Source organism: Burkholderia sp. MSMB0856 (assembly GCF_001524645.2).
Lineage (GTDB): Bacteria > Pseudomonadota > Gammaproteobacteria > Burkholderiales > Burkholderiaceae > Burkholderia > Burkholderia diffusa.
The window spans coordinates 1255878-1279027 of the sequence record NZ_CP013428.1; the positions used below are offsets into that span (position 1 = coordinate 1255878).

The 23150-nt window shown below is 62.0% G+C and carries 14 protein-coding genes; 5 read left to right on the forward strand and 9 right to left on the reverse strand.

All coding sequences use genetic code 11. The features are described from left to right. Positions 1-8: 8 nt before the first annotated feature. From tssA to tssB, 9 genes are all read right to left on the reverse strand, one after another. Positions 9-1589 (reverse strand): type VI secretion system protein TssA, encoded by a 1581-nt coding sequence (gene tssA / locus WS87_RS23165; RefSeq protein ID WP_059819118.1) that lies wholly within the window; start codon positions 1587-1589, stop codon positions 9-11. Beyond that, positions 1589-5125: an ImcF-related family protein gene (locus WS87_RS23170; protein ID WP_059819119.1), complete on the reverse strand. Its 3537-nt coding sequence runs from the start codon at positions 5123-5125 to the stop codon at positions 1589-1591. Before WS87_RS23170 ends, tssA begins: the two co-directional genes overlap by 1 nt. Further along, a complete protein-coding gene (locus tag WS87_RS23175) occupies positions 5122-6360 on the reverse strand; it encodes a hypothetical protein (RefSeq protein ID WP_082750653.1) in 1239 nt (412 codons plus the stop codon). The genes WS87_RS23170 and WS87_RS23175 overlap by 4 nt, the downstream gene beginning before the upstream one ends. A 3-nt stretch (positions 6361-6363) precedes the next feature. Then, positions 6364-6621, reverse strand: a complete 258-nt coding sequence (locus WS87_RS23180) for a PAAR domain-containing protein (RefSeq protein ID WP_082721914.1) — start codon at positions 6619-6621, stop codon at positions 6364-6366. Positions 6622-7065: 444 nt separating this feature from the next. Further along, the gene (locus WS87_RS33720; RefSeq protein ID WP_159085702.1) at positions 7066-7989 is read right to left on the reverse strand and encodes a hypothetical protein; all 924 of its coding nucleotides are present in this window, start codon (positions 7987-7989) and stop codon (positions 7066-7068) included. 8 nt (positions 7990-7997) lie between these two features. Then, a complete protein-coding gene (locus WS87_RS23185) occupies positions 7998-10784 on the reverse strand; it encodes a hypothetical protein (RefSeq protein ID WP_236873235.1) in 2787 nt (928 codons plus the stop codon). 8 nt (positions 10785-10792) lie between these two features. Beyond that, positions 10793-13132, reverse strand: coding sequence for a type VI secretion system Vgr family protein (locus tag WS87_RS23190; protein WP_059819121.1), 2340 nt, complete (start codon positions 13130-13132; stop codon positions 10793-10795). Positions 13133-13218: 86 nt separating this feature from the next. After that, positions 13219-14751 carry a type VI secretion system contractile sheath large subunit gene (gene tssC / locus WS87_RS23195; RefSeq protein ID WP_059819122.1) on the reverse strand — a complete coding sequence of 511 codons (1533 nt, stop codon included), beginning with the start codon at positions 14749-14751 and terminating at the stop codon, positions 13219-13221. 73 nt (positions 14752-14824) lie between these two features. Further along, the gene (gene tssB, locus WS87_RS23200) at positions 14825-15337 is read right to left on the reverse strand and encodes a type VI secretion system contractile sheath small subunit (RefSeq protein WP_059700463.1); all 513 of its coding nucleotides are present in this window, start codon (positions 15335-15337) and stop codon (positions 14825-14827) included. Positions 15338-15911: 574 nt separating this feature from the next. Here tssB and tssK point away from each other — a divergent pair. The 5 genes from tssK to tssH all read left to right on the forward strand — a co-directional run bounded on the left by tssK (position 15912) and on the right by tssH (position 23149). Then, a complete protein-coding gene (gene tssK, locus WS87_RS23205) occupies positions 15912-17264 on the forward strand; it encodes a type VI secretion system baseplate subunit TssK (protein ID WP_059819123.1) in 1353 nt (450 codons plus the stop codon). Next, on the forward strand, positions 17261-18001 hold the full coding sequence (locus WS87_RS23210; protein WP_059819124.1) for a DotU family type IV/VI secretion system protein: 741 nt from the start codon (positions 17261-17263) through the stop codon (positions 17999-18001). Before tssK ends, WS87_RS23210 begins: the two co-directional genes overlap by 4 nt. After that, the gene (locus tag WS87_RS23215) at positions 17998-19725 is read left to right on the forward strand and encodes an OmpA family protein (protein WP_059819125.1); all 1728 of its coding nucleotides are present in this window, start codon (positions 17998-18000) and stop codon (positions 19723-19725) included. The genes WS87_RS23210 and WS87_RS23215 overlap by 4 nt, the downstream gene beginning before the upstream one ends. A gap of 95 nt (positions 19726-19820) precedes the next feature. Further along, entirely contained in the window at positions 19821-20306 is a 486-nt protein-coding gene (locus tag WS87_RS23220; protein WP_059690140.1) for an Hcp family type VI secretion system effector, read from the forward strand. 134 nt (positions 20307-20440) lie between these two features. Then, positions 20441-23149, forward strand: a complete 2709-nt coding sequence (gene tssH / locus WS87_RS23225; protein WP_059819126.1) for a type VI secretion system ATPase TssH — start codon at positions 20441-20443, stop codon at positions 23147-23149. Position 23150 lies beyond the last annotated feature (1 nt).

A 23150-nucleotide genomic window follows, 5' to 3' on the forward strand; every position in this document is an offset into this window, starting at 1 on the left:
CTTCGTTCTTATGAGAGGGTCAGGGCGCGCGCCGGGTCCAGCACGGTCAGTTCCGCCTGCAGTTCGCCGATGCGGCGCGCAAGTGCCGGTTTGTCGGCATCCTTGCGGTTGCTCATCGCTTTCAATGCACGAACGAGCTGTTGCTTGACCTCGAACACCAGCGCCGGCTCCCAGCGCATCAGCGGCAGCGACCGGGATGACGTATCGAGCTCGGCAAGCAGCGCGAGCGCCGTATCAGGACGACCGGCATGATCGGCAACGCGCGCCATCACGAGCCGTTGCAGATAGCGGTGACGTTCGGTCTTCATGCCCGGCAGCGCTTCGAGCCACGCGAATGCGGCCTCGACGCCTTCACGCGCGGTCGCGTCGCGCGCCTGCGCCTCGATTTCCGGCCAGTCGCCGGCGGCATCGCCCTCGCTGTCGGCCGATACGGGCAGGGGGACGACGGCCTCACCCGCTTCGAGGTCTCGCACAACCGCGTGCCGCGCGATCCATTCGAGCGTCGTGTCGTCGGCGAACGGTGTGCCGTCGTTGAACGCCAGCCGCTCGATGCCCGGCAAGCGTTCGAGGAACAGCGCGAAGTCCGCGCGCAGCAGTTCGCGCCATGTGCTGTACGGCGCACCGACGTGGTCGAGTGCGACATGCTGGAAGTACTGCAGGTCGAACCACAGGTGATTGACGCCTTCCATGAACGCGCCTTCGACGCGTTCGAGCAGTTCGTGCCACTGCTTCTGCAGCACGAGACGTTTCATCTGCTGCCTCAGTTCGCCGCGTGGTGGTACGAGCCGTGTATGCGATGCTGCGTCCGCCGGCGGCACCTCGTGCAGCGTGTCCCAGCGGATGCTGCGTACGAGCCGCACCGACGGCAGGTAGCCGTTCTCCTGGCTGCGCAGCCATACCGCCATCGTGCGCGCCTGCTCCAGCAAATCGCGTGTCGACGCTATCGCGCCAGACGTCGTCGACGCGGTTGTGGTTGTTGACGCAACCGTCTCGGTTTCCATGCTGCGCGGCGCTTCGCCATTGCGCTCGAAACGGGAGACGAGCGGTTGCAGGTTCGGGCGCGCTGCGTCTGGCCACGCGCCGGTGATGGCCACCAGCACATCGAGCGCGGCGAGCGCCCGCTCGAGATCGGCGGGCGCGAACTCGCCGCGGCTTTCCAGCAGCTCGAGCACGCGCGCGGTTGCCAGCATTTCGAGCGCGCCCTTCTTTGCCTCGGCGCGCGCGGGCAGCACCGCTTCTCCGAACCGATCGACGAGCGCGGCCGCCAGCTCGAGTCCGTCCGCGAAACCGGCGGGGCCGTCCTGCCGCAACCGCGCAAACGCGTGGTAGCCCGCCAGACGCAGATCCTTGCCGGTTTCCTTGAGCAGCTGTTCGCAGGATCTGACGATCAGTCCGTCATCGATACCGGAAAGCTTTTGCGTTTCTTCCCGAAGCGCGAAGAATACGTCCTCGTAGCCGGGATCGCGGCCGACCCCGCCCTCGCCGGCAAGCGGCTGCAACCATGCAGTCCATGTGTCGAGCCGTGCACGCACGAGTTGCTCGGCGTCGTCGCGCGCCGGAAAGAGGCTCTTGAACAGTCCACCCAGCATTATTCAGCCTCCGAAAACGTGCCACGCGGCAGGGGCACCGCGGCGTGCTTCGCCGCCGCGATCATCGATGCCGGTAACGGCGGTGGATTGCTGGACGAAAGCTTCGGTCCCGATTTTGTCGAGCCTGTCACGAAGATTCGCTTCGGCAGCGTGAAGTTGCGCAACTGCAGCACGTCCAGCGGCCCCGCGCCCGCCTCGCTGCGTAGCTGCACCCTGAGCGGAATGCCCTGGCTCGTGTCCGGCGTCCAGCTCAGCAGATAGCGCGCGCCGTCCTGCTGCGACACCTTCGCACGCTCCAGCAGCCGGATCAGGCCGAATCGGCCCTGCGAATCCAGCGCGGTACGCAAGCCACCCTGCTCGGTCTGCCATTCGATGTGCGACAGATTTTCCAGCGACTGGCCCGGCCACTCGAACGGCGTCCACTCCTGCTTCTGGTTGAAGTAGTGCAATTCGCGTCCGGACAGCACGAACCGCATGTCGGTGACGCCCGGTGTCGGCACCGCCTGCAACTCATAGCGCACGCGCGCGTCGCCGGACGGGAACAGCACCGTCGAGATTCGCGTGAGCTTGTTCAGGCTGGCGAGGAAGCCCGGATCGATCGTCAGCGCGCCGTGGCCGGCGCCCTGCGCGGCCACCCACCGGTCGCCCTGTCGCTCGATGACGCCAGCCAGCTGCGTCGTGACGAACTGCGTGATCACGCCGTTGTCGGGGCGCATGAAGCGTGCCATTTCGGGTAACGACGCATCGTTGTCGGAGTCGGCGAACGGATAGCGGCCGCCGAATGCCCTGTTCCAGTCGGCCAGGATTGCGGTGCGCCAGATCTCGTTCAGGCTCGCGGCGGCCGGCTGCACGACGACCTGCCACGACTGATCGAACGGCGCGCGGAACAGTTCGCCGAACCCCGACCACAGCTCGCCCAGGCTGGCGGCCAACCGGCTTGCGTAGTCGCGGCTGTCGGCGATGTCGGATGTCTTGCCCTGCAGCACCGACTGCGCAGCCAGACGCGCCATCGCGTCCGGATCGGCACCGGAAACGATCTGCGACGCCTTGAGCCGCATCGCAGTGACCCGCTCGAGGTAGCGCGCGAGACTCAGGTCTCCAGTCGCGGCGAGCTGCGCGGCGGCTTTGCCGTTGCTTGGCGCACCTGACACCAGATCACTGCCGGTCAGGCGCAAGATCGGGCCGAACGCCGTGGCAAGCGGCGCAAGCTGCGGCTGAGCCTGCTTCGACGGGTCCTTCTCGCTGCCGCCGACAAGTTGCTGCGCCTTGTTGATCAGGTTGTCGGCCAGCGACTGCGCATTCGCGCCCGTGCCAGCCTGATAGACGATCGCGTTCATCAACGCGACGAGCGGCGAGCGTTGCGGGTCGCCAAGCAGCGTCAGCTGGTCGGCCGTGGCCGACAGCGTTGCGGCGGGTTGCCAGCGCAGGCCGTTGAGGAACCGCGCCCAGGCACGCGCGTAGTCGTCGAAGTAACGCTGGCGCAGGTCGGCTTTCAAGGTCGACGGGGTGGCCTGGGTAGTCTTGACGTCGGATAACACCCAGTCGCCCGCAGCGTTTTGCCGCTCGCTCGCTTCGTCGATCGCCTTCGCGATCCGTTCGTCCCATGCGGCGCGTGTGAACACGCCCGGGACCGTCGCCGTCGTGTTGAACAGGCCGCGGCTGGTCGTATCGCCCAGCAGTGTCGCGAGCGACACGGGCGGATATTTCGCCTTCGCGTCGTCGAGGATCTGCTGGTACACAGCGTCGGTCGAGTTCTGGATGCCGCGCACGCCAATGACCGTCTGGCGGGTCGAAGCAACGAGGCCGAGATCCGGGGTGATTGCCGGCAACCCACCGCGGCCCAAATGGTCCGCAAAGAAGGCAATCGTGTGCTGGCGAAGGTCTTCCCAGGCGCCCGACGATAGCGGCGAGTTGCCCGGTCGCACGGGCGCCGCCGTTGCAGCGAGCTGCGGTGTCAGGAATGACGCGACAGCGCGTTCGGGCTTCGCGAGCATCAGGTAGGCCTTCAGCGTGTCGTAGGCGGCCTGCACCTGCGCATTCCCGCCGCTGGCGATCTCAGCATCCGACAGCGACGCAAGCTGATGCAGGCGTTCCTCGAGCTTCTGACGGATCGGTGCAACGAGGATGCGGCTCGCCACGTTGGCGTAGCGCGGCCACAGTGCGTCGAGCAGCGCGCCGTCGCGGTTCAGGCCGAAACGGGTCAGCCAAGGGGCACCGTCGCGCCGATGGACTTCGAGCGTGTCGATCTGCTTGTCGAGACGGTCCAGCGTCAACATCGCCAGGGTGCGATCCTGCGTTCCCGACAGCTTCGTGAGCGTGTCCCCGGCTGCCTGAATCGTCGCGCGGTTCGTGAAGCCGGACACCATCGTGCCGACGATCCACAAGCCGATCAGGGTCGTGGTGAGCCACGCGGCCGTCGTCGACAGCGAGAAGCCGACCCGGCGGCCGTGGATCTTGCGACTGTGCTCAGCGACCATCTGCCAGATCGTTCGATGTTGCGGGCCGAGCGGCAACTCGTCGTCTTCCGGGGCGCCGGATGCCGGAGGTGCCAGTTCCCGCGCCTTGAACAACGGTGCGAACAGGACGCCATGAACCGCGTGCCGCCAGACGCGGGACTGGGCGGTTTGCAGCACCAATCCCGACAACGCGACGCGCAGATCCGAAATATGCCGCGACAGTTCGGCGGGATAGCGGTCACCCGCATCCTTCGTCAAACGCACGACGCCCACGTCCGCGAGGTCGTAGGCGAGGTCGCCCAACGAAGCGTCGATCTCGTCAGCCTTGATGCGCGCGTTCGCCCACGTGAAGCCGATCGCCTCGTCGAGACTCGACGTTTCGTCGCCGAAATCCGTGACGTTGAGTAGATATGCGGGCGCGGCCCAATGCAGTGCGCGTGCGTGACGGGCGAGCCGCTGCGAGAGATTCTCGGCGTCGAACGGCGCATGGGCCGTGCTGCGGTTACGCGTCACCGCGACGATCGCGTCGACGGGGCGGCGACGGCGCAGGCGGCGGATTTGCTCGAGCCAATCCGTGTCGAGCGTGTTGCTCGTTTGTTTCGCGTAGAGCAGGACGGTGTCGCCGGTGATCGCATAGCCGGTGTCGGCGAGGCCTGGTGCCAGGCGCTTGACGAGCGGTTCGTCGCCGGCAACCAGCACCCAGCGATCCCGGTAGTGCCAGCGCCAGCCGTTGCGATCCTGTAGCGCATCGCGCAGCGCTGCAGCCCGGTCGGCATGTTCGAGCGGTTGGTCCTGACCGTCGGGTTTAGCAGTTGCGGCGCGCTTGCCGGCGTCATATCTAGCAAACCAGCGGGAAGCCCCCAGCGACGCGATCCAGAGCAGTACGCCCTCGAAGTACTTAACCAGCAGGACCACCACTACCACGATAAAACACAGCGAAAACTCGATGATGATCCGCGTGTCGCGAGACCACCCGTAACGAGGGCCTTCCACCCATACTGCGATACCAAGCGCGAGGAACACGATGGCGGCGGCAATGGCAATGAAGAGGCCCGCAGGTAAAGTCTTGTTGTCGTTCATGTTTGTTTTCTGCACACGAGGGCGATCAGGTCTTGATCTTCTCCACACAGCACCATTTGCGAGTCACCCGTTGTGCGGGCATTTTCCGTGGCAAGGGCGACAGCCAGCCACGGTCCCGCGCCAGAACAATCGCCCACGGACGTCTCGATCAGGTTCCAACGGGTCTCGTCCGGAAATGATGCGGCTCGCCGAACCGCACCGACGCCGTCATCGGTCAGGCCGTGTGCCCACACTGTGCGCGGACAATTGCGCAACGCGTACCCCCAACGGGCAGCCAGCCCGACCGTTCGTGCGGCGGCATCTAGCGAGTCCTTGGCAGGACGATGCAACCGTAGCCCGGCGGGATTCGCCTGTGAAACGAGGCGCGGACTTCCCACGAGCAGGGCCACGCCCGCCTCTGCGACGCCACCTGACAGGACGGTACTGATGGCATCGCGAAGCTCAACGGCAATGAGCAGGTGGACCGTATTGACGGCTCGATTGTCAAGCCACGCGTCCGCTCGAAAGAGCGACGATGTGTGCTCTCCGGGCTTCAGGTCGACCGTTAAGACAGGGGCCCGTTCCGCGATCAATTCCCGTATCCGAGCCTCGACGATCTCCGGTTTCACTCTTGACCGGTGCTGAAGCTCGATCTGAAGCCGTGTTCGTGGTGGAAGCGCGCTGAGCTGTGGCAGCAGAGCGTCGATCAAGCGTTCAAGCAGCCACATGCCCACTGCATGATGACGCGCATGTTCAGCGAGTTCGTTCCCCGGATAAAAAGGCTGATCGGGAATGTCGAGCCAACGTGCATGGACGTCGCTATCCGCGACTGCACTGCTTGGCCGTAGTGTTGACAGTTCGGTGCCGTTCAAGATACCGTCAAGCGCGTTCTCCGCATCGTTCGCGGTGAAGCACCAGGCATGGCCCAGTATCGCCAGCGGTCTGGCCGCCAATGCATGGCAGGCTTGCTCCGCTTCGTCGCTGACGCGGTTCGTCGCAAGCGCCTGATTCCGGCAGGCGTACCCGTACCCGAGCCATGCGAACAGCCCAAAAGCCCAAGCCAGAAAGGGGTAACCCACAACGCAAAACCAGAACCACAGCGTGTTGGTTGGTCGACCCGGGGGCCAGAGCATGATCGTCAGCCCCGCTCCCGCACCCATGACAAGCACCAGCAGGATCGTCCATACGATCATCGAAACCCGAGGCGGAGGCGGCACCACCACTCGCGGCGGCACGCGATTGAAATCAACAGGCATCGCTTACCGGACCCGTGCCCCGCCGGTCGACGCAATGAGTTCCGCACCACACCGCGTGTGATCGCCGTCGCGCGATAGCGGCGTCGTGCCATCCTTCATCCTGCTGCTGCCTTCGGCGATTTCATTATCGCCGTGGATCGGACATGAGACCTTGTCGCCAACACGGGCGGCCCGTCGCCCCTTTACCTTGATACGATCCGAGCCGGTCAGAATCTTGCCGCCATGACTCGTTGCGTCACCTTCATATACGAGATTTTTCATTGACTATTATCTTTTAATTGATATTGCGTACAGCACCACACTTCCGCATTTCATGCCAAAAGTTTCCATGCAAATCGAGCCCAGAATGCTTTGACGAAAAAACCGCCACCCAATTGTTTAGCAATCAACAAAATATGGGACAACATTGCCGCCCGCAATCAGCTCTGGAAACCAAAATTTCGCCACCGCTTACCGCCTTCCAATCCGAATAGACAATTCCATAATCCGCCACATCACCGACACTTTTAGCAACACCCAGAAAAAATGCCAATTCGACCCGACACCTCAAATTAATATAGCGAGATTCAAAATTATAATAATTTCTTCGCTTCATTTCATGACGAACATATATCCGACCCAGCTCTCACGCTGGATTTACGCCACAACTCAACGGAACATCACGGACCTCAAAAAATATTTCCAAGAAAATCAAAACTAGACGATTCAATTTCCCGCAGAGCACACATTTACATCCTCACAGCGAACCCATCGCTCTATAATATTTCCACTCTTCTGACGATACCTTGAAACCACAAATCCCCTCGACAAGCTAGATTCATTCAACAATACCAAATCACCTTGCACAAGATATGCTCTAGTAACTGATGATTTCTCGGGCATTGCATACAGATATGCCTTCTTTGAAATCACCGTATGTCCAACCCAGGTGCCCGACTCAACTGGCGCTGCGTGAATAGATGTGCCATTTCGGCCGAGAATCAGAATCCTCTTCAGCTTGGCGGCGTTTTCGGCATCTCCGTCCCTCTGTAATTGGGCAAATAGTTTCGAATAAACATTCCTATTCCCTGCGCTGGGTGGATCGCATGCAAGTAAATTGTCAAACGCGGTACCTTCCGCCAGATATGCTAGGATCGGTGGCTGTGAAGTTTGATATCCGCTTTTGTGCTTCGACGAATAACCAGCATAGATGTCGGTTACATTAGGTGGATTATCGAAGATTGGCTCAATGTTGACGGACCATTGATGAGGCGGGTGCCACTCGCCACCACAAACAGCATCTTGCGCCACATGCACAACGCAACCGTCCTTCATACGTACGAAGGCACACAGATACTCGGAATGCACCGACACACCGCTGGAATCAGCGAGATCTCCTTCTGCAGAAAAATTCACGATCGAGTACTGTTTGTCCGGAGACAAGCTGTTCGCATCAGGCTCGTAAAATCTCAATCCCTCATCGAAAGGGGTAAAAATCGTGCCATCTTGCCGCTTAAATCGAAGCGTTCGGTAGGAATTTTGCTCGCGATTGGTGTACTGCAAAGCATTCGATTCTTCGGGTACACTCACCTGGGCCTCAACGTGGGCAGACAGCACGGCCAAGAACAAAAATAGGGATCTACGAATCATTTGAAGTCCTACAGCAACCCACGAAGGTGGTTGTAACGTCCGACAGCATCGTTCATATGGCGTGATGGGCCATAGATCTGGATAAGCTCGGCTTCATATTGTGACCTACTGTCACCCCATTGTGCCGGGTCTGCGCCCAATCCCGTGTGCCGGGCCCGAAGTGTATTAATCGATGTTCCAAGATCTTTAGAGACATTACCGGGTGCGTTGACGTCGTGATCAAGAACAAGTGCGCGACCTAACCGTGATAGAAAGAAGTCACTTGCGGAATTTCTATAGCCACTCGGCTTCTTGGCGATGGCAATGTGCAAACGACCGATGAAATCCACAACCTGCTTCTTCTGATACTCCTCATTGATCATCGCGTGTGCAATGGAAGCCAATGGTTTCGACTCCTTTGGGAATCCACTGTCTGCTTCTTGAAACCCCTTCTTGATGAAGTCATAGAGTTCCTGTCCAGTAATTTTCCTGCTTCCAGTATCATCGGATGAATAGTAAATCCTAGGGTCACCTTCCTGTACAACAGACCATCCGCATCGGCCGAAAATTTCCTCAAACAGACTAGGATTTTCGTTCCGAAATTCCCAGATCTGTTGTGGGAGTTCTCCGTAGCCTTCTGGTGTCACGGTCTTCTGCATGGCACCGGCACTGAATGTCTGCCAATCCCAAGCCTGCACAGCATCCATATTGCCTTCGTTGGACGACATGGCGATCACGATCGCCTTTTCGTCCTCGGTAGCCTTGGACTTAGCAATGAGATCGCCCCACCCTGTGAACTTGTCCAGTTTCTTTGTCCCCGCAAAAACCGGGCCGTGGTATGTCTGAGGCGGATAGTGACGCCGACGTCTTACCCAACGATAGCGGCTAAATACCTTGCCAAGACAACATCCGCAGACGCAAGTATCGCCCTTGAGAAAATTGCCCCCTAACGCAATCGGATGAATATGAAATACTTCCGGCGTCGGGAAACCCGGCACCGCTGTCTTCACCTCGTCCCACCAGGTGAGCGCTTCGATCCGCTTTTGCTCTTCCCCATGTTGAGGCTTGGATCCCGTCTTCTTTTCTAGCTCGGCAATTAGTTGCGTCCATTTCGACGGGTTCGCCCACTCGCTCTCGTGCTTGACGATCAGTCGGGACGCGGCCTGCATCAACCACGGATATCCCCCGCGCCCGGCCTGCGCCAGCGTGCATAGTTCGTTAGCCGCCCGCTTGCCATCCCCTCTCGTGAACAGGGTGTCGTACACCTTGAGCATCAACGGGCTGAGATTCGAACGCGAAGCGATGTCGGCAACATTGGCGCCGCGCTCACAGTCGACCCACTTTGGGGTTGTCGCAAAGATCGTATGCGCCGGATCATGGGTATCCTCTATACACTCGAAGTCGATCCACTTCTGCGCGAATTCCCGCGTCACCCGCCCACTTGCATGATTGAAGTCGCACACCCAGCCGTCGATTGGTTGACCTTGTGCATTCACGCCGTCGACGTGCCACCAGCTCACCTGGTAACCCGGATTAGGATTCGGATGCGGCTCGGGGATTCGTCGCTTCGGGTCACGCGCCAGTTCGGCGAGCGAATACACCTGAACCGCGTCCGTCTTTCTCGACTGCGGATCAGCGCCTGGAACGAACTTGTTATTCTGGGTACGTTGATACAGCACCGTGCCTGGCGCGATCCGCAGGATTGTTGGCTCGGATGGCAGGCCCAATGCCGCCCAGTCCTCTTTATGCGGGCCGTGCTCGTTGACCCATGCCCGGCCTTGTTCGAGAAACGATTGGATACTGTCGTCGCAAAACACTTCGATATGCGCCATCCGGGTTCCAGACGTGCGTTGGTTCAGCGAGTCGTATCGACCAAGGTGACCGACCAACTCACCCGCTTTGATCGGAATGCCGGGTGTGTCGCCTGGCTTGGTTTGGTCCGTCACCACAATCACCCGATCGAAAATCGAGTCCTGGATAGTCTCCTCGACAACCGGCCCACCGTTTTCCTGACCGAGATAGACCCACTGATCAATTGCACTTGACGGCTCGACGTATCCGCCTGCTTCTTGCGGATACAGTGATGTTCCGTGAAGATTCGTCAACTGCCCCCACCGCTTTCCGTGCTTCGTCTCGATCTTCCCGATGCCGACTGAAGCCCCCTGGGGCAGAATGCCAATCGGAGTGCCGTTCGGCGACTTGCGAACGCGCAGCCCCTGCTGCGCCGGATCGGGAAGCTGCCCGGTTCGACCAGGCGACGGCTTATCCTGCGCGTACTGTGTCACTCGCCATTGTCGCGGCCAATATGACGGCTTCTCCCGCTTCGGGAAGTTCGCGTAGTCTTCATACGACATCAGGTGCATGTACAGGCTGTAGAACGTCAGCTTCCTGCCCCGCGGAAATTCCATCGTGTGCCGCACTAGCGCAAAGCCGGTACTGTACGGTGCCTGATCGGGCGATTCGCTCCCGATCGCGGCTATCTCGCTGAGCGGATAGGTCTTGTCGGCGCGATACGCGATCAGTACGCCGTCGGCAATGCAACGCAATCCCGCCTCGAGATCCAGCGACTGTCCGGCGCCCGCTTCCGTGATGTGAATTCCACCGTGCCACATGCCTTTGCGCCCCACGAGATACGTGCCAGCCGGCTCATGCTCGGCTAGCAGCCGATAGATCTCGTGCTCGTCGGTGAACTGCGCGGAGGCCTTGGACTGGCCCTGCCCCTTGCGCAGGAACGGAAACGCGAACGGCAGTGACTTCAGCTTGGCTGGTGCCGGCGTAGGCGCTTGCGGCTTCTTCGGTGCGGGTTGAGTTGTCATGGATGAGCTTATTCAGAGAATCCGAAGTTCGTGGTGTTCTTCACGTCGTTGAGTGGCGCGTCGGACCACATCGGAAATTTGAAACTGCCGCCGCCCGGGTCGTCGACTTTCAGGTTGCCCTTGAGCTCAATTTCTCCGGCTGGACTGCCGAGGATGATCTTGCCGCCCGAGAGCTTGATGTATGCTCCAGCCCCGTCGCCGATCGTGACACCCTTGCGACCCGTGACGATCACCTCGCCATCTGATGAACTCGCCACAAGATTCTGCAGCGACATCAGTTCCATCCCATCGCCCTGAGCCTGAACCTGGACCTTCCCCTTCGCTGCCAGGATCCGGATGCCCAGCTTTGCCGCAAAAAAGGAAAGCGCTTCGCCGGCGGCCATCGTGATGCGCTTCATGACGCCGATGTCGAGCCCCTCACCGGCAGTCACAAACATCTGCCTGCGCGCGGCGACCTGCACGTGCTGACCGCTGGCGATACCGACGCCCTCCGGCGCGGTTGCGACGATGACCGACTTCTGAAGATTGCTTAGCTTCTGTTCGATCAGGGTGCGCTGCTGCTCGACTTCGGCCTGAAGCGCCTTCGCAGCATTCGCTGTGTCATTGAGGGAACGCAGGATTTGTTCAGCCTGCTCAAACGTTGCATCTCCGTCCTGCATGGCGAGTTGTTGACCAGACGCGCCAGGTTGTGCCTCGGCACTGAACAGCATCCCCTTCGCGCCGCGCACGGCGACGTGGCCGTCTGATCGAAGCTCGGCACCTCGACCTCGCTCCTTGCGCTCCCCATCGACCATATGCCCGAGATTGAGCTCACTGGTCTGAAACGGCGTCGTCAGGTGAATATGCTCGACACCTTCCTTGTCCTCCATCCGCAACTCGTTCTGCGCGGCCGTGCGGATCAGGTTCCGGGTGTGGTTCAGGTTGTTGACGAGATCCGGATGCAGGCTGTCGTGCATCGCGCCGATAATCACGGGCCGATCCGGATGGCCGTCCGTAAAGACGATCGCCACCTCCGCCCCGTCGATCAGCGGGAAGTGATGCCCATAGTTGTCGCCGCTATACGGCTTCGCGAACCGCACCGGCCGGCTCGTGCCACCCGGACTCCACTCATCGAGGTCGAACGGCAGCTTAATCACGTACCAGCCCTGCTCCGTCAGGTACGCGTACTTGTAGTCGCCCGGTGACGTAATGCGGGCCGGCAGGATGCCGTCGATGGCCGGTCGCTCGATCGAGGCCATCGGCGTACGCCAGACCCGGTCCGACGCAATTCCCTCGAAGTTCACCCAAAATGATTCACTGCGCCCGCCGCGCGATTCGACCGACGTGATGAAGATCCCGTGCTTCGCATCTGCCTGAACCGGGTCGACGCGCATCACCTCGCCCGCTTCGAGCCAGAACGGATTGCCCGTGCCGTTGAAGGTAATCTGCGCCGCTAGATACTCCTCGTGGCGCCGACGAGCGATCTGCTGACCTTCCTCCGGCGTCTCGTAATGCTCGCCCCAGCGATAGTCGATGCCGTTCGTCGACTTGTCCGCTCGCGCGGCGTTTTCCTCGACGAGCAGCGACACACCGGCCTGCCGGTGGTTGTAATCGTGCAGCCGCACGGCTTCAGGCACGCGCCGGGTCCGCTTCTCGAGCGTCTTGATCGCGTCCCGGCCGGCGCTCTCCAGCCCCGAGTCGCGCCGATACGACACGGTACGTTGCTTGCGCGCGTACGCATCGAGGTCGTCGCCGAACACCAGCACCGCGTGATCCTTCTTCTGCTCCCAGCGAAACCAGATTCCCTCTTCCGCGCACAGGCGCCGGATAAAGGCGAACGTGGTCTCGTGATACTGGGTGATGTATTCGTGCCGCTTGTACTGCCCGCGTAGCTGGAACTGGAAGTCGACGCCGGCCCGGTAGCCGTAATGGCGCAGCGTATCGGTGACGATCTCCTCGACCGACTGCTTCTGGAACAGCCGGCTCGTCACGCCCCGATTCAGATCGGCGAGCGTGGGCTCAAGCCGGACCCGATAGTGCGTCTCGTCCGCCGAGGTGCCGAGCTCATCGAACTCCGTGATAACGCCGTGGATCGTGTATGCCGGCGGCATCTTGCTGAATTGCGCCGCCCGCTCGCCGAACATCCTGCGCAAGTAGTCCATGTTCGGATCGACCGGGGCGATGATGAATTTTGCCGGGCGACCGACCATCTGGTCCATCGGAATACCGGCCATCGGGCTCGTGAACTCGATGTCGTAGCGATACAGCTCGCTCACGGCATCCCGCCCCGCGAACTTGAGGACGGACGTTGGCGCCGGATGTGGCGCCAGCTTCAATTCATAAGCCTGGGTAGGCAGGATCATCGACATGCAGGAATTCTCATGAACGCGCGAGAGGGACGGACAACAACGCCGGGGCCACAACGGCCCCGGCGGCTCATGCGACAAACGTCAAATCAGCTCTTGGCCTTCGGCATCTGCGACACCAGCGACAGCCCGATGTCCATGCCCTCCACCTGGAAGTGCGGGATGATGAAGAGCTTGATGCGGAAGAAACCCGGGTTGTCCTCGATGTCCTCGACGGTCACCTTCGCGTCGCGCAGCGGGTGCGAGGCCTGCAGCTCGTCGCCCGGATCCTTCATTTCGGTCACGAGCCCCTTGATCCAGTTGTTCAGCTCGAGCTCGAGCAGACGCCGATCCTTGGTCGTGCCGATGTTCTCGCGCTGGATCAGCTTCAGATAGTGGGCAATCCGCGACAGCAGGAAGATGTACGGCAGGCGTGCGTTGATGCGGCTGTTGGCCGTCGCTTCCTTGGTCTCGTACAGCGCAGGCTTTTGCGTCGAACTGGCCGAGAAGAAGCACGCGAAGTCGTGGTTCTTGTAGAACGACAGCGGAATGAAGCCCAGATTCGCGAACTCGAACTCGCGCGTCTCCGGAATCAGCACCTCCGTCGGGATCTTCGGCTGCACGCCGGTGCCGAGGTCGTACAGGTGGACCGGCAGGTCCTCAACCTTGCCGCCAGCCTGCGGGCCGCGGATCTGCACGCACCAGCCGTTGTTCACGAAGCTGCGCACCATGTTGGCGGCGAACGCGAAGGAGGCGTTGACCCACAGGTACTTGTCGTGGTCCGGGCCCTTCACGGCTTCGTCGTAGTTGAACGCGCGTACCGGCGTCGTGTCCTTGCCGTACGGCAGGCGCCCCAGCACGCGCGGCATCGTCAGGCCGACATAGCGTGCGTCATCGGTGTCGCGGAAGCTCTTCCACTTGATGTATTCGGCGCGATCGAAGTAATTGCCGATGTCCTGAATGGCCGCCACTTCCTCCATCGACTGCTTGCCGAAGAACGCTGCGCCGACCGAGCCGATAAACGGCATGTGCGCGGCGGCCGCCACCTTCGAGATGTTGCGCAGGAGCGCCACGTCCATAGGCGAATTCTCGAACTCGAAGTCGCTGATCATCGCGCTGATCGGCTGGCCGCCCGGCGTGTCGTATTCCTCGATGTAGGTCAGGCGATACAGGCCGCTTTGAATCAGTTCCGGCGTGTCCTCGAAATCGCGTTGCAGCGCATCCTTCGATACGTCCAGCACTTCGATACGCGCATTCTTGCGGAAGTCCGTGCGTGACACGAGCATCTTGAGACCGCGCCAACGGCCCTCGAGCGCCTGGAATTCCGGCGTATGCATCACGGCGTCGAGCTGGCGGCTGATCTGCCGGTCGAGCTGACCGATATGGAAATCGAGTAACGACTTGTCGAGACGGTCGACCGGCTTGCTTTCCTTCGCGATCAGGTTGAGCAGCGCGTCCATGCCGCGCGCGACGCGTTCGTCGGCCGATGCCTCCGACAGCGTGTCGTTATCGCGGAACGCTTCGAGCGGACGCGCCTCGGCGACCGTCTTCAGGTTGATCTTGTTGCACAGCGCGGCGTAGACGCTGTCGTTTTCGAGCACAACGGTCTCGGCTGCCCCCTGACGGGATTCGTTCTGTTTCATTGCTTGTCCTGTCTGCGTATGTAACGCGATCTGGTTGCGGAATGCGGTAAAGGCTCGCTTGGGCCGGCCGCGTTCAGGCATGGCCTTCCGGTTGCGTCGCTGCCGTCGCGATCTGCGACAACTCGCCGCGCAGCTTGTCAGACAGGCGCTTGTCCTTCAGGATCTTCTCGAACTCGCGGCGGAACGTGCCGTTGTCGAGCAGGTTGCTCTTCAAATCGCGCATCAGATTGCGCATCGCCAACATCGCCTGCAGTTCCGGGATCTGGCGCGCAACCTGTTCCGGCTCGAAGTCCTTCATCGAGCGGAACGACAGATTGACCGGCAATTCCGAGCCATCGCCGGCCAGGGTGTTCTCCGCGGCGATCTTGAGATCGGGCGCATAGTCCGCCAGGACCGCATCGAAGTTGTTCTTGTCGATGTTGACCTTCTTGCGCTCGGCCAGCGGCGCCTGCTCGCGGCCCGCGCTGAAGTCGCCCGCCACGAGCAGCTTCAGCGGCAGCTCGATCTTCTTCTGGGCGCCGCCCGTATGCAGATCCAAGGTAATTGAAACGCGACTTTTCGGAATTTCTCTCTGGAAGCTATCCATTTGCAATCCTTAGTTGTTAATGGTCGAGCACGGCGCAGACGCACACCGCATCCGGCACGATGTCGACGTGGTCGCTACCTTGCGCACGTGTGCCAAGCACCTGATGCACGGTGTGTCCCGATCGATTATTCATCGTGTGGTCTCCGTTCGTACGGCGAAATCGAACGGGACTTATACATGGTAAACACGGCACACGTCAAAGCTTGTTGCGTATTAGCCTCGAAACAAAAGCTCAATAAAATGTCAAATTTCATGTCTATTTTTCTGGATTTAACGTTTATCAACATCAATTCATACAGTTCCTGATGCAATCACATCTTCGATCAATTATCTCGGTATTTCATATCGCACCATATGCCCGCCATACAACGGCCACACCAGAATCTCAAAATAACCACAATTTCGTAATCTCAATAATAAAAATCCAAAAAAATGTGCCTTTGTGGTTTTTACGATCTCACGATCCGCCACGATTCCAATTAGTAAACCAAACTACTTGGCTATTGCACTGCTCGATCAGGATCATGTATAGGCTTACGCCCTTGAACCGATAACGAACAAACAGACCATACTCATGCGGATCGATAAACCGCTGTTCCACGAGGGGCTCATCCTGACGCAGCAGCACTTCCAGCAGCAGGCGCGCTGGGCCGAATTTGCGCTCCATCAATTCGCGACGGCTGCGCTCGCGCAACCGTGGGGCACACTGGGCGTCGAGGTCGACGAGGAAGCGCTGGCCACTGGCCGCATCAAGCTCACGCGACTTAAGCTTCGGTTTACGGACGGCACGCCGATCGATACGACCCTCGCCGATCCACTGCCTTCCGCGCGCGATCTGACTCAAGGCGTCCCCGCCGATCTGCAGAGCGTTGTCGTGCTCGCCGCGCTCGCACTGCCGAATGCGAACGGCAACAACTGCCGCTTCGACGAGGCCACACTCGCGCGCCCACGCCGCTCGTACCGGGAGTTCGTCAAGGTCACGGACCTGAACGGGACGGGAGAAACGGAGATCGCGGCCGAGCGCCACGCTGTGCGCCTGCTGTTCGACTTCGAGTCGCATGCGGACGACACGGTTTGCGCGATCGCACGGCTTACGCGAGGAACAAATGGCCAGTTCCAGATCGATCAGCGGTTCGTGCCGCCGTGCCTGACGCTCGGCAGTCATCCACTGCACCTTGAGCGCATCAATCGCCTGGCGGACATCCTGCATGCCAAGAGCCTCGCGCTCGGCGTGCGCCGCAGCGAGCGCATCGATCAGGTCGCCGAATACGGTGTCGCCGATGTGCAGCTCTTCTGGCTGCTTCACTGCATCCATGCCGCCTGGCCGCAACTGAGGTTGTTCGCCTCCCACCCCGGCCGATCGCCGGAGCACCTGTACGCCACGCTCGCGCAACTGGCCAGCGCGCTGATGACCTTCTCGACTTCGTCTGATCTCACGGACATTCCGGCGTACGACCACGCGCGTGCCGACAAAGTGTTCACGAAGCTCGAAGCGATGATTCGCGACCTGCTCGACGCGATCATTCCGTCGCGCGTCGTGTCGATCGGCCTCACCCGCCAGAGCCCGACGACGTGGACCGGGCAGTTCCTCGACGAGCGGATCGTCGAAGACGCTGCCGACTGGTACCTGTCGGTCAATGCGCCGACACCCGCCTTCACGCTCGTCGAGCAGTTCCCGCGGCTCTGCAAGATCGGCGCGCCGGACGAAGTCGAACACATCGTCAATTCCGCGCTCCTCGGCATTCCGCTCAAGGCCGTACAGCGTGTACCGGCCGCGATTCCGGTGCGGCTCGACAACCAGTATTTCGCGCTCGATTCGAATGATCCGGCGCATGCGCGCATGCTCGCCGCGCGCGCCTGTCAGATCTACCTGCCGGCGTCCGTGCCCGACGCCTCGCTCGAACTCTACGCGGTGCTTCGCTCATGAACGCCCTGACTTCTGGCCGTAGTGAAGCGGCCCTCCCGCAGGAAGCGCCTGGCGCAGGCCGCGTGCCGGGCAGCGGTATCCGGGACCTGCTGAGCAATACGGCGCTGCTCGTCACGACGCTTGCGCCCGGCGGCCGGACGCGCGATGCGGACGAATTGCGCGAACACTGCGGACAGCTCATCAACCAATTCTCGACCGCGCTGCAGCAGCGCGGTTATCCGGACGACGTACGCAATGAGGCGCTGATCGCGCAATGCGGCTTGCTCGACGAGGTGGCGCTGCGGCATCTGTCGCTCGACGTAAGGTCCGAATGGGCCGGGAAGCCGTTGCAGGTCGAGCGCTTCGACCTGCACGATGCCGGCGAGCGCGTGTTCGACCGGCTCGAGGAGCGCATGCGAGAAACACCGCCGCAGACCGATCTGCTCGAGTGTTATTCGGCCATCCTCGGGTGCGGTTTCGTCGGCCGCTACGCCCGTGACGCGCTCGAGGGGGACGCAAAGCGCGCGGCGCTGATCGATTCATTGGATGCCCGATTGAACAAGCTCCGCCCATCGTCGGACCGGCCGTTCATCACCGATCGCGCCGGCCTGCGCCTGTCCGACTGGTTCTACCGGCTGTCCCCGTGGGCGATCGCGGGTTTCGCTTGCGTAGCCGCGGCGATCGTCTGGGGCGCATGGGCCACGGGGCTCGACATGCAGGTTGCGCAACTCGTATCCGCAAAGGTCGCCCGGCCGTGAAATCCGACCTGCCTGTCCTGTCCGCGACATCGGCGCCGGCACCCGACCATCCTCACGAGGGGCTCGGCTACCCGTTCCGAGTGATGACCGTGTTCGCGACCGCGTCGGCGCTTGCGTTGATCTGGCTTGTGCTGCCGCTCGAGCGCGGCATGGTCTGGACGCTCACGGCGATCATCGGGCTCGTTGCCGTCGCGCTCATCGGTTGGCGCAGCCACCAGTTATTCCGCGTGCGTGAGCAAAGCGCACACATACTGGCGGCGCTCGGTGAGGCGACCGCGGAGATCCCCGTCAAACTTCGCACGCGCATGCCGTTGGTGCTCGTGACGGGCGACGGCTTGTCGGCGCTGTTCAACCGAGCTGGAGAGGCACGACATGCGCACGTCGGCGACGGCGGGATCTGGCTGCGCGTCGATCGCGTGCAGGATCTGCCACGGCTGGCCGTGGCGGTCAGGCAGTGGCGCGATGGACGCGCGCCGGACGGCGTCGTGCTGACGGTCGCGCCCGCCCTGCATACGGGAACGGACATGCTGACACAACAGCTGCGTGCCGTACGGCAGGCGTTCGCCGATGCGGCGCGCATGCTCGGCGTGAGATTGCCCGGGTATGTTGCGATCTACCAGCGGCTTACGACCGGCCCCGCCAGTCCCGCGATACCGCAGTGGTACGGGGTGTCTTCCGCTACCCACCTGGTGGACGCGGGCCGTTTCGAACCGGTGATCCGTGCCGCCGAGAACGAGATGCAACACGCGGCCGGAGAACAGACCACGGCGGTTCGCACCGCGGCCCTCGCATCGATCATCGGATGGACGCAGCGGGTCGTGATCGGCGCACTGACGGATCGTCATCATCCGGCGACGCCCTCGACACTGTTCGGCGCCGGCTGGATCGACTGCGGCCCCGAGAGCGGAACGGGGAACCCTTGGGAACGTGACGTCGAGATGCAGACCCGGGTGATGCGGGCCGATGCCAGCGCCTCGCCACTGCCGTGGCCGCTGCCGCAGCCGTTGATCGAGGCGATGCCTCATCGGCATTGGATATCGCCACGCATGGCGGCCATCGCTCATGCGCTCGCGTTGCTGGCGTGTACGGCCGCTGTCGCCTTCTGGGGCGCCTCAAAAAATAATGAGGCGTTGCTGACGCGTATCAGCACCGATCTCGATCGGTATTCGATGACCCCGGCCGCGCACGATGCCGCGAAGCGCGACGCATTGAAGGTCCTCATCGCCGATCGCGACCGGCTCGACTTGTATGCGCGCACGGGTGTTCCGCTGCGCCTGTCGTTCGGCATGTACCGGGGCATGCACGTGATGCCGGCGCTGAACGACGCGATCGCCTCCTACGAACCGCCCCCCGCCCCGCCGCCGCCCGCCGTCGTCACGCTGGACAGCATGTCGCTGTTCGACAGCGGCAAGTCCCGACTGAAGTCAGGCACCACGCGCGCGATGGTCGGCGCGCTCGACATGATCAAGGCGCATCCCGACAAACGGATTCTCGTCGCGGGCTACACCGACAACGTCGGCAATCCGGATAGCAACCTCAAACTTTCGACGGCGCGCGCGCAAGCCGTGCGCGACTGGCTGATTGACGCGTCTGGTATTCCGGCCACGCAGTTCGCCATCCAGGGCTACGGCGTGACGCGACCGATAGCGGACAACGACACGCCCGACGGGCGCGCGCGAAACCGACGCGTCGAGATCACGCTGATCCCGGACGTCGGCAAATAGAAACAGTTTTACCCCCGGAGCAAACCACTTCGGGATTCTGAGGCTCGGGGGCTGACTCCGAGTATTGGTAGCAGTACGAAAAAATGGAGTGAAAGATGGCAATTCCGGCATATATGTGGCTCAAGGACGACGGTGGCGCCGACATCAAGGGCTCGGTGACGGTTCAGGGCCGCGAAGGCAGCGTCGAGCTCGTCGAATTCGGTCACGGCGTGCACATCCCGACCGATGGCAACACGGGCAAGCTGACTGGGACGCGCGTTCACAAACCGATCACGCTGACCAAGGAAACCGACGCGTCGACGCCGTACCTGTACAAGGCGGTAACAAGCGGCCAAACGCTGAAGTCGGTTGAGATCAAGTGGTACAAGATCGACGACGCGGGCAAGGAAAAGGAGTACTTCAACACCAAGCTCGACAACGTGAAGGTCGTCGCCGTGAATCCGGTGATGCACGACATCAAGAACCCGGACTACGAGAAGCACAACCACCTCGAGAACGTCGAGTTGCGCTACGAGACGATCACCTGGTCGTACAAGGACGGCAACATCATCCACAAGGATACGTGGAGCGAGCGTTCCTGATCCTGACCGATTGGTCGGAACCGACTGGCTCCCTGGCGGTTCCTTTGCCGGCCTGACCGATTCAGGCTGGCCTTTTTATATCCGCGGGTGGCGCGCCCAACGGCTGCCGCCGCCCCAATCCCGACCGCCCTGTCATGACTCTGCGAGACACCACTCACTTGCTCCGCCAGCTCAATCCGCACTGCGCGAAAACACTCGAGGCGGCCGCGAGCCTATGCCAGGGTCGGCTTTCGGACGAAATCACCGTCGAACACTGGCTGCTGAAGCTGATCGAGGCAGGCGACGGCGACATTTCGGCGGTCCTGCGACACTACGGGATCGACATCGATGCCGTCTGGAATGCGCTGATCGCCGCGATCGAGCACCTGCCCCGCAACCTGCGCGGCAAGCCGGCGCTTTCGCCACAACTGGCAACGATGCTGCAGGATGCGTGGCTTCGCGCATCGCCCGAGGGGGACGATGCGTCGATCCGGTCAGGTAACCTGTTGCAAGCGATCGTCGACGCGCCGCACGTGTTGCGCGCGCAGAATGCATGGCCGCTGCTGTCGATCAGCAGCGCACAGATTGAGCGGCTCCTGCCGCGTCTCGCGCACCGCTCCTGCGAAAGCAGGCTCGACGAACACGAAGCCGATGCCGGCGAGCCGGTCACGGCGATGTCCAACGATGCGCGTGCGGGCGTGCCCACGGCTACCGAAACCCATGCGCCCCGACGGACGACCGAGGGCGACGCACTCGCCCGCTTCGCGATCGACCTGACCGACAAGGCCCACAACGGCCAGATCGATCCGGTGTTCGGCCGCGATCGCGAGATCCAGCAGATGGTCGACGTGCTCGCGCGGCGGCGCAAGAACAATCCGATCCTCGTCGGCGAGCCCGGCGTCGGCAAGACCGCGCTCGTCGAAGGCCTCGCGTTGCGCGTCGCAGAGGGGAGCGTGCCGAACGTGATTCGAAATGTACGCATCCTCACGCTGGACCTGGGTTTGCTGCAGGCCGGCGCCGGCGTGAAGGGCGAATTCGAGCAGCGCCTGAAGAACGTGATCGACGAGGTGCAGGCGTCGCCCGTGCCGATCCTGCTGTTCATCGACGAAGCGCACACGCTGATCGGCGCGGGCAATGCCGCCGGCGGCGCCGACGCAGCGAACCTGCTCAAGCCCGCACTCGCGCGCGGCGAGCTGCGCACGATCGCGGCCACTACGTGGTCCGAGTATAAGGAATACTTCGAGCGCGACGCCGCGCTCGAGCGCCGTTTCCAGATGATCAAGGTCGATGAGCCCGACGACGACACAGCGTGCCTGATGCTACGAGGGCTCAAGAGCCGATACGCGACATACCATAATGTGCACATCAGGGATGAGGCGCTCGTCGCCGCGGTCAAGCTCTCGCGCCGCTACATTCCCGCGCGGCAGTTGCCGGACAAGGCGGTTGACCTGATCGATACGGCCGCCGCCCGCGTACGCATGGGTCTGGAATCCCCGCCGGCGGAGCTGCAGCGCGCCCGGGCCGCGGTCTCCGCGCTGGAACTGGAAGTCGACATGCTCGATGCCGATCAGCAAGCCGGTATCGACGGCGCGGACGCACGCCGTGCCGCGCTTGACGCAGCGCTCGCAAACGCGAAGGCAACGCTGGCTGATTTGCGCGCGCGCTATGAGCAGGAGTGCAAGCTCGTTCAGGCGCTGCACGAACAACGCGACCTCGATCCATCCAAGCGCGACGACGCGTCGCTGGCGCACGCACGCCACGCGCTCGCCAGCGTGCAGGGCAAGGCGCCGTTGATTTTCGCCGACGTCGACGCCCAGGCGATCGCGCGCGTGGTCGCCGAGTGGACCGGCGTGCCGGTCGGCAATCTGGTCGAGGATGAACTGCGGAGCCTGCTCGCGCTCGAAGCTCAGCTCGCCACGCGCGTGGTCGCACAGGACGACGCGTTGGCTGCACTGGCCGAAAGCCTGCGTACCGCGAAAGCGGGACTCAAGAACGAGCATGCGCCGCTCGGCGTCTTCCTGCTCACGGGGCCATCGGGCGTCGGCAAGACCGAAACGGCGTCGGCTCTGGCCGACCTGCTGTTCGGTGGGCAAGGTGCGCTTACGACGATCAACATGTCGGAGTACCAGGAATCGCACACGGTGTCGCAGTTGAAGGGCTCTCCGCCCGGCTATGTCGGCTATGGTCGCGGCGGGATCCTGACCGAGGCCGTGCGGCAACGCCCGTACAGCGTCGTGCTGCTCGACGAAGTCGAAAAGGCGCATCGCGACGTGCTCGACCTGTTCTATCAGGTGTTCGACCGCGGCATGATGCGCGACGGCGAAGGGCGCGAGATCGATTTCCGCAATTGCGTGATCCTGATGACGTCCAACCTCGGTAGCGTCCAGATCGACGAGGCGACTGCCGACGATGCCGAAACATCGCAAGCCGACCTGATCCAGGCCATTCATCCGCAACTCGTGTCGCACTTCCAGCCGGCTCTGCTCGCGCGCTTCCAGACACTGGTTTACCGGCCGCTCGACGTGACCGCACTCGCTTCGATCGTACGTCTGAAGCTCGCCAAGGTCGCCGACCGCTTGCGCAGGCAGCATGAGGTCGAGCTCACGTGCGACGACCCGCTGATCGGCGCAATGGCCGAGCTGTGCCTTGCTCGCGAATCCGGCGCGCGCAATGTCGATGCATTCCTCAATCAGCGCATTCTGCCCGCCGTGTCCCGTGAGTTGCTTGCGCGCATGGCTGCCGGCAACACGCCGGCCCGGATCTTGCTCGCGAGTTCGGCCGATGGCAACGTGACGATCGACTTCGTCGATCGCGACAACAACACTGTCGTCGGCCATCCGGCGCCCGCGGCGATGATCGCATAAC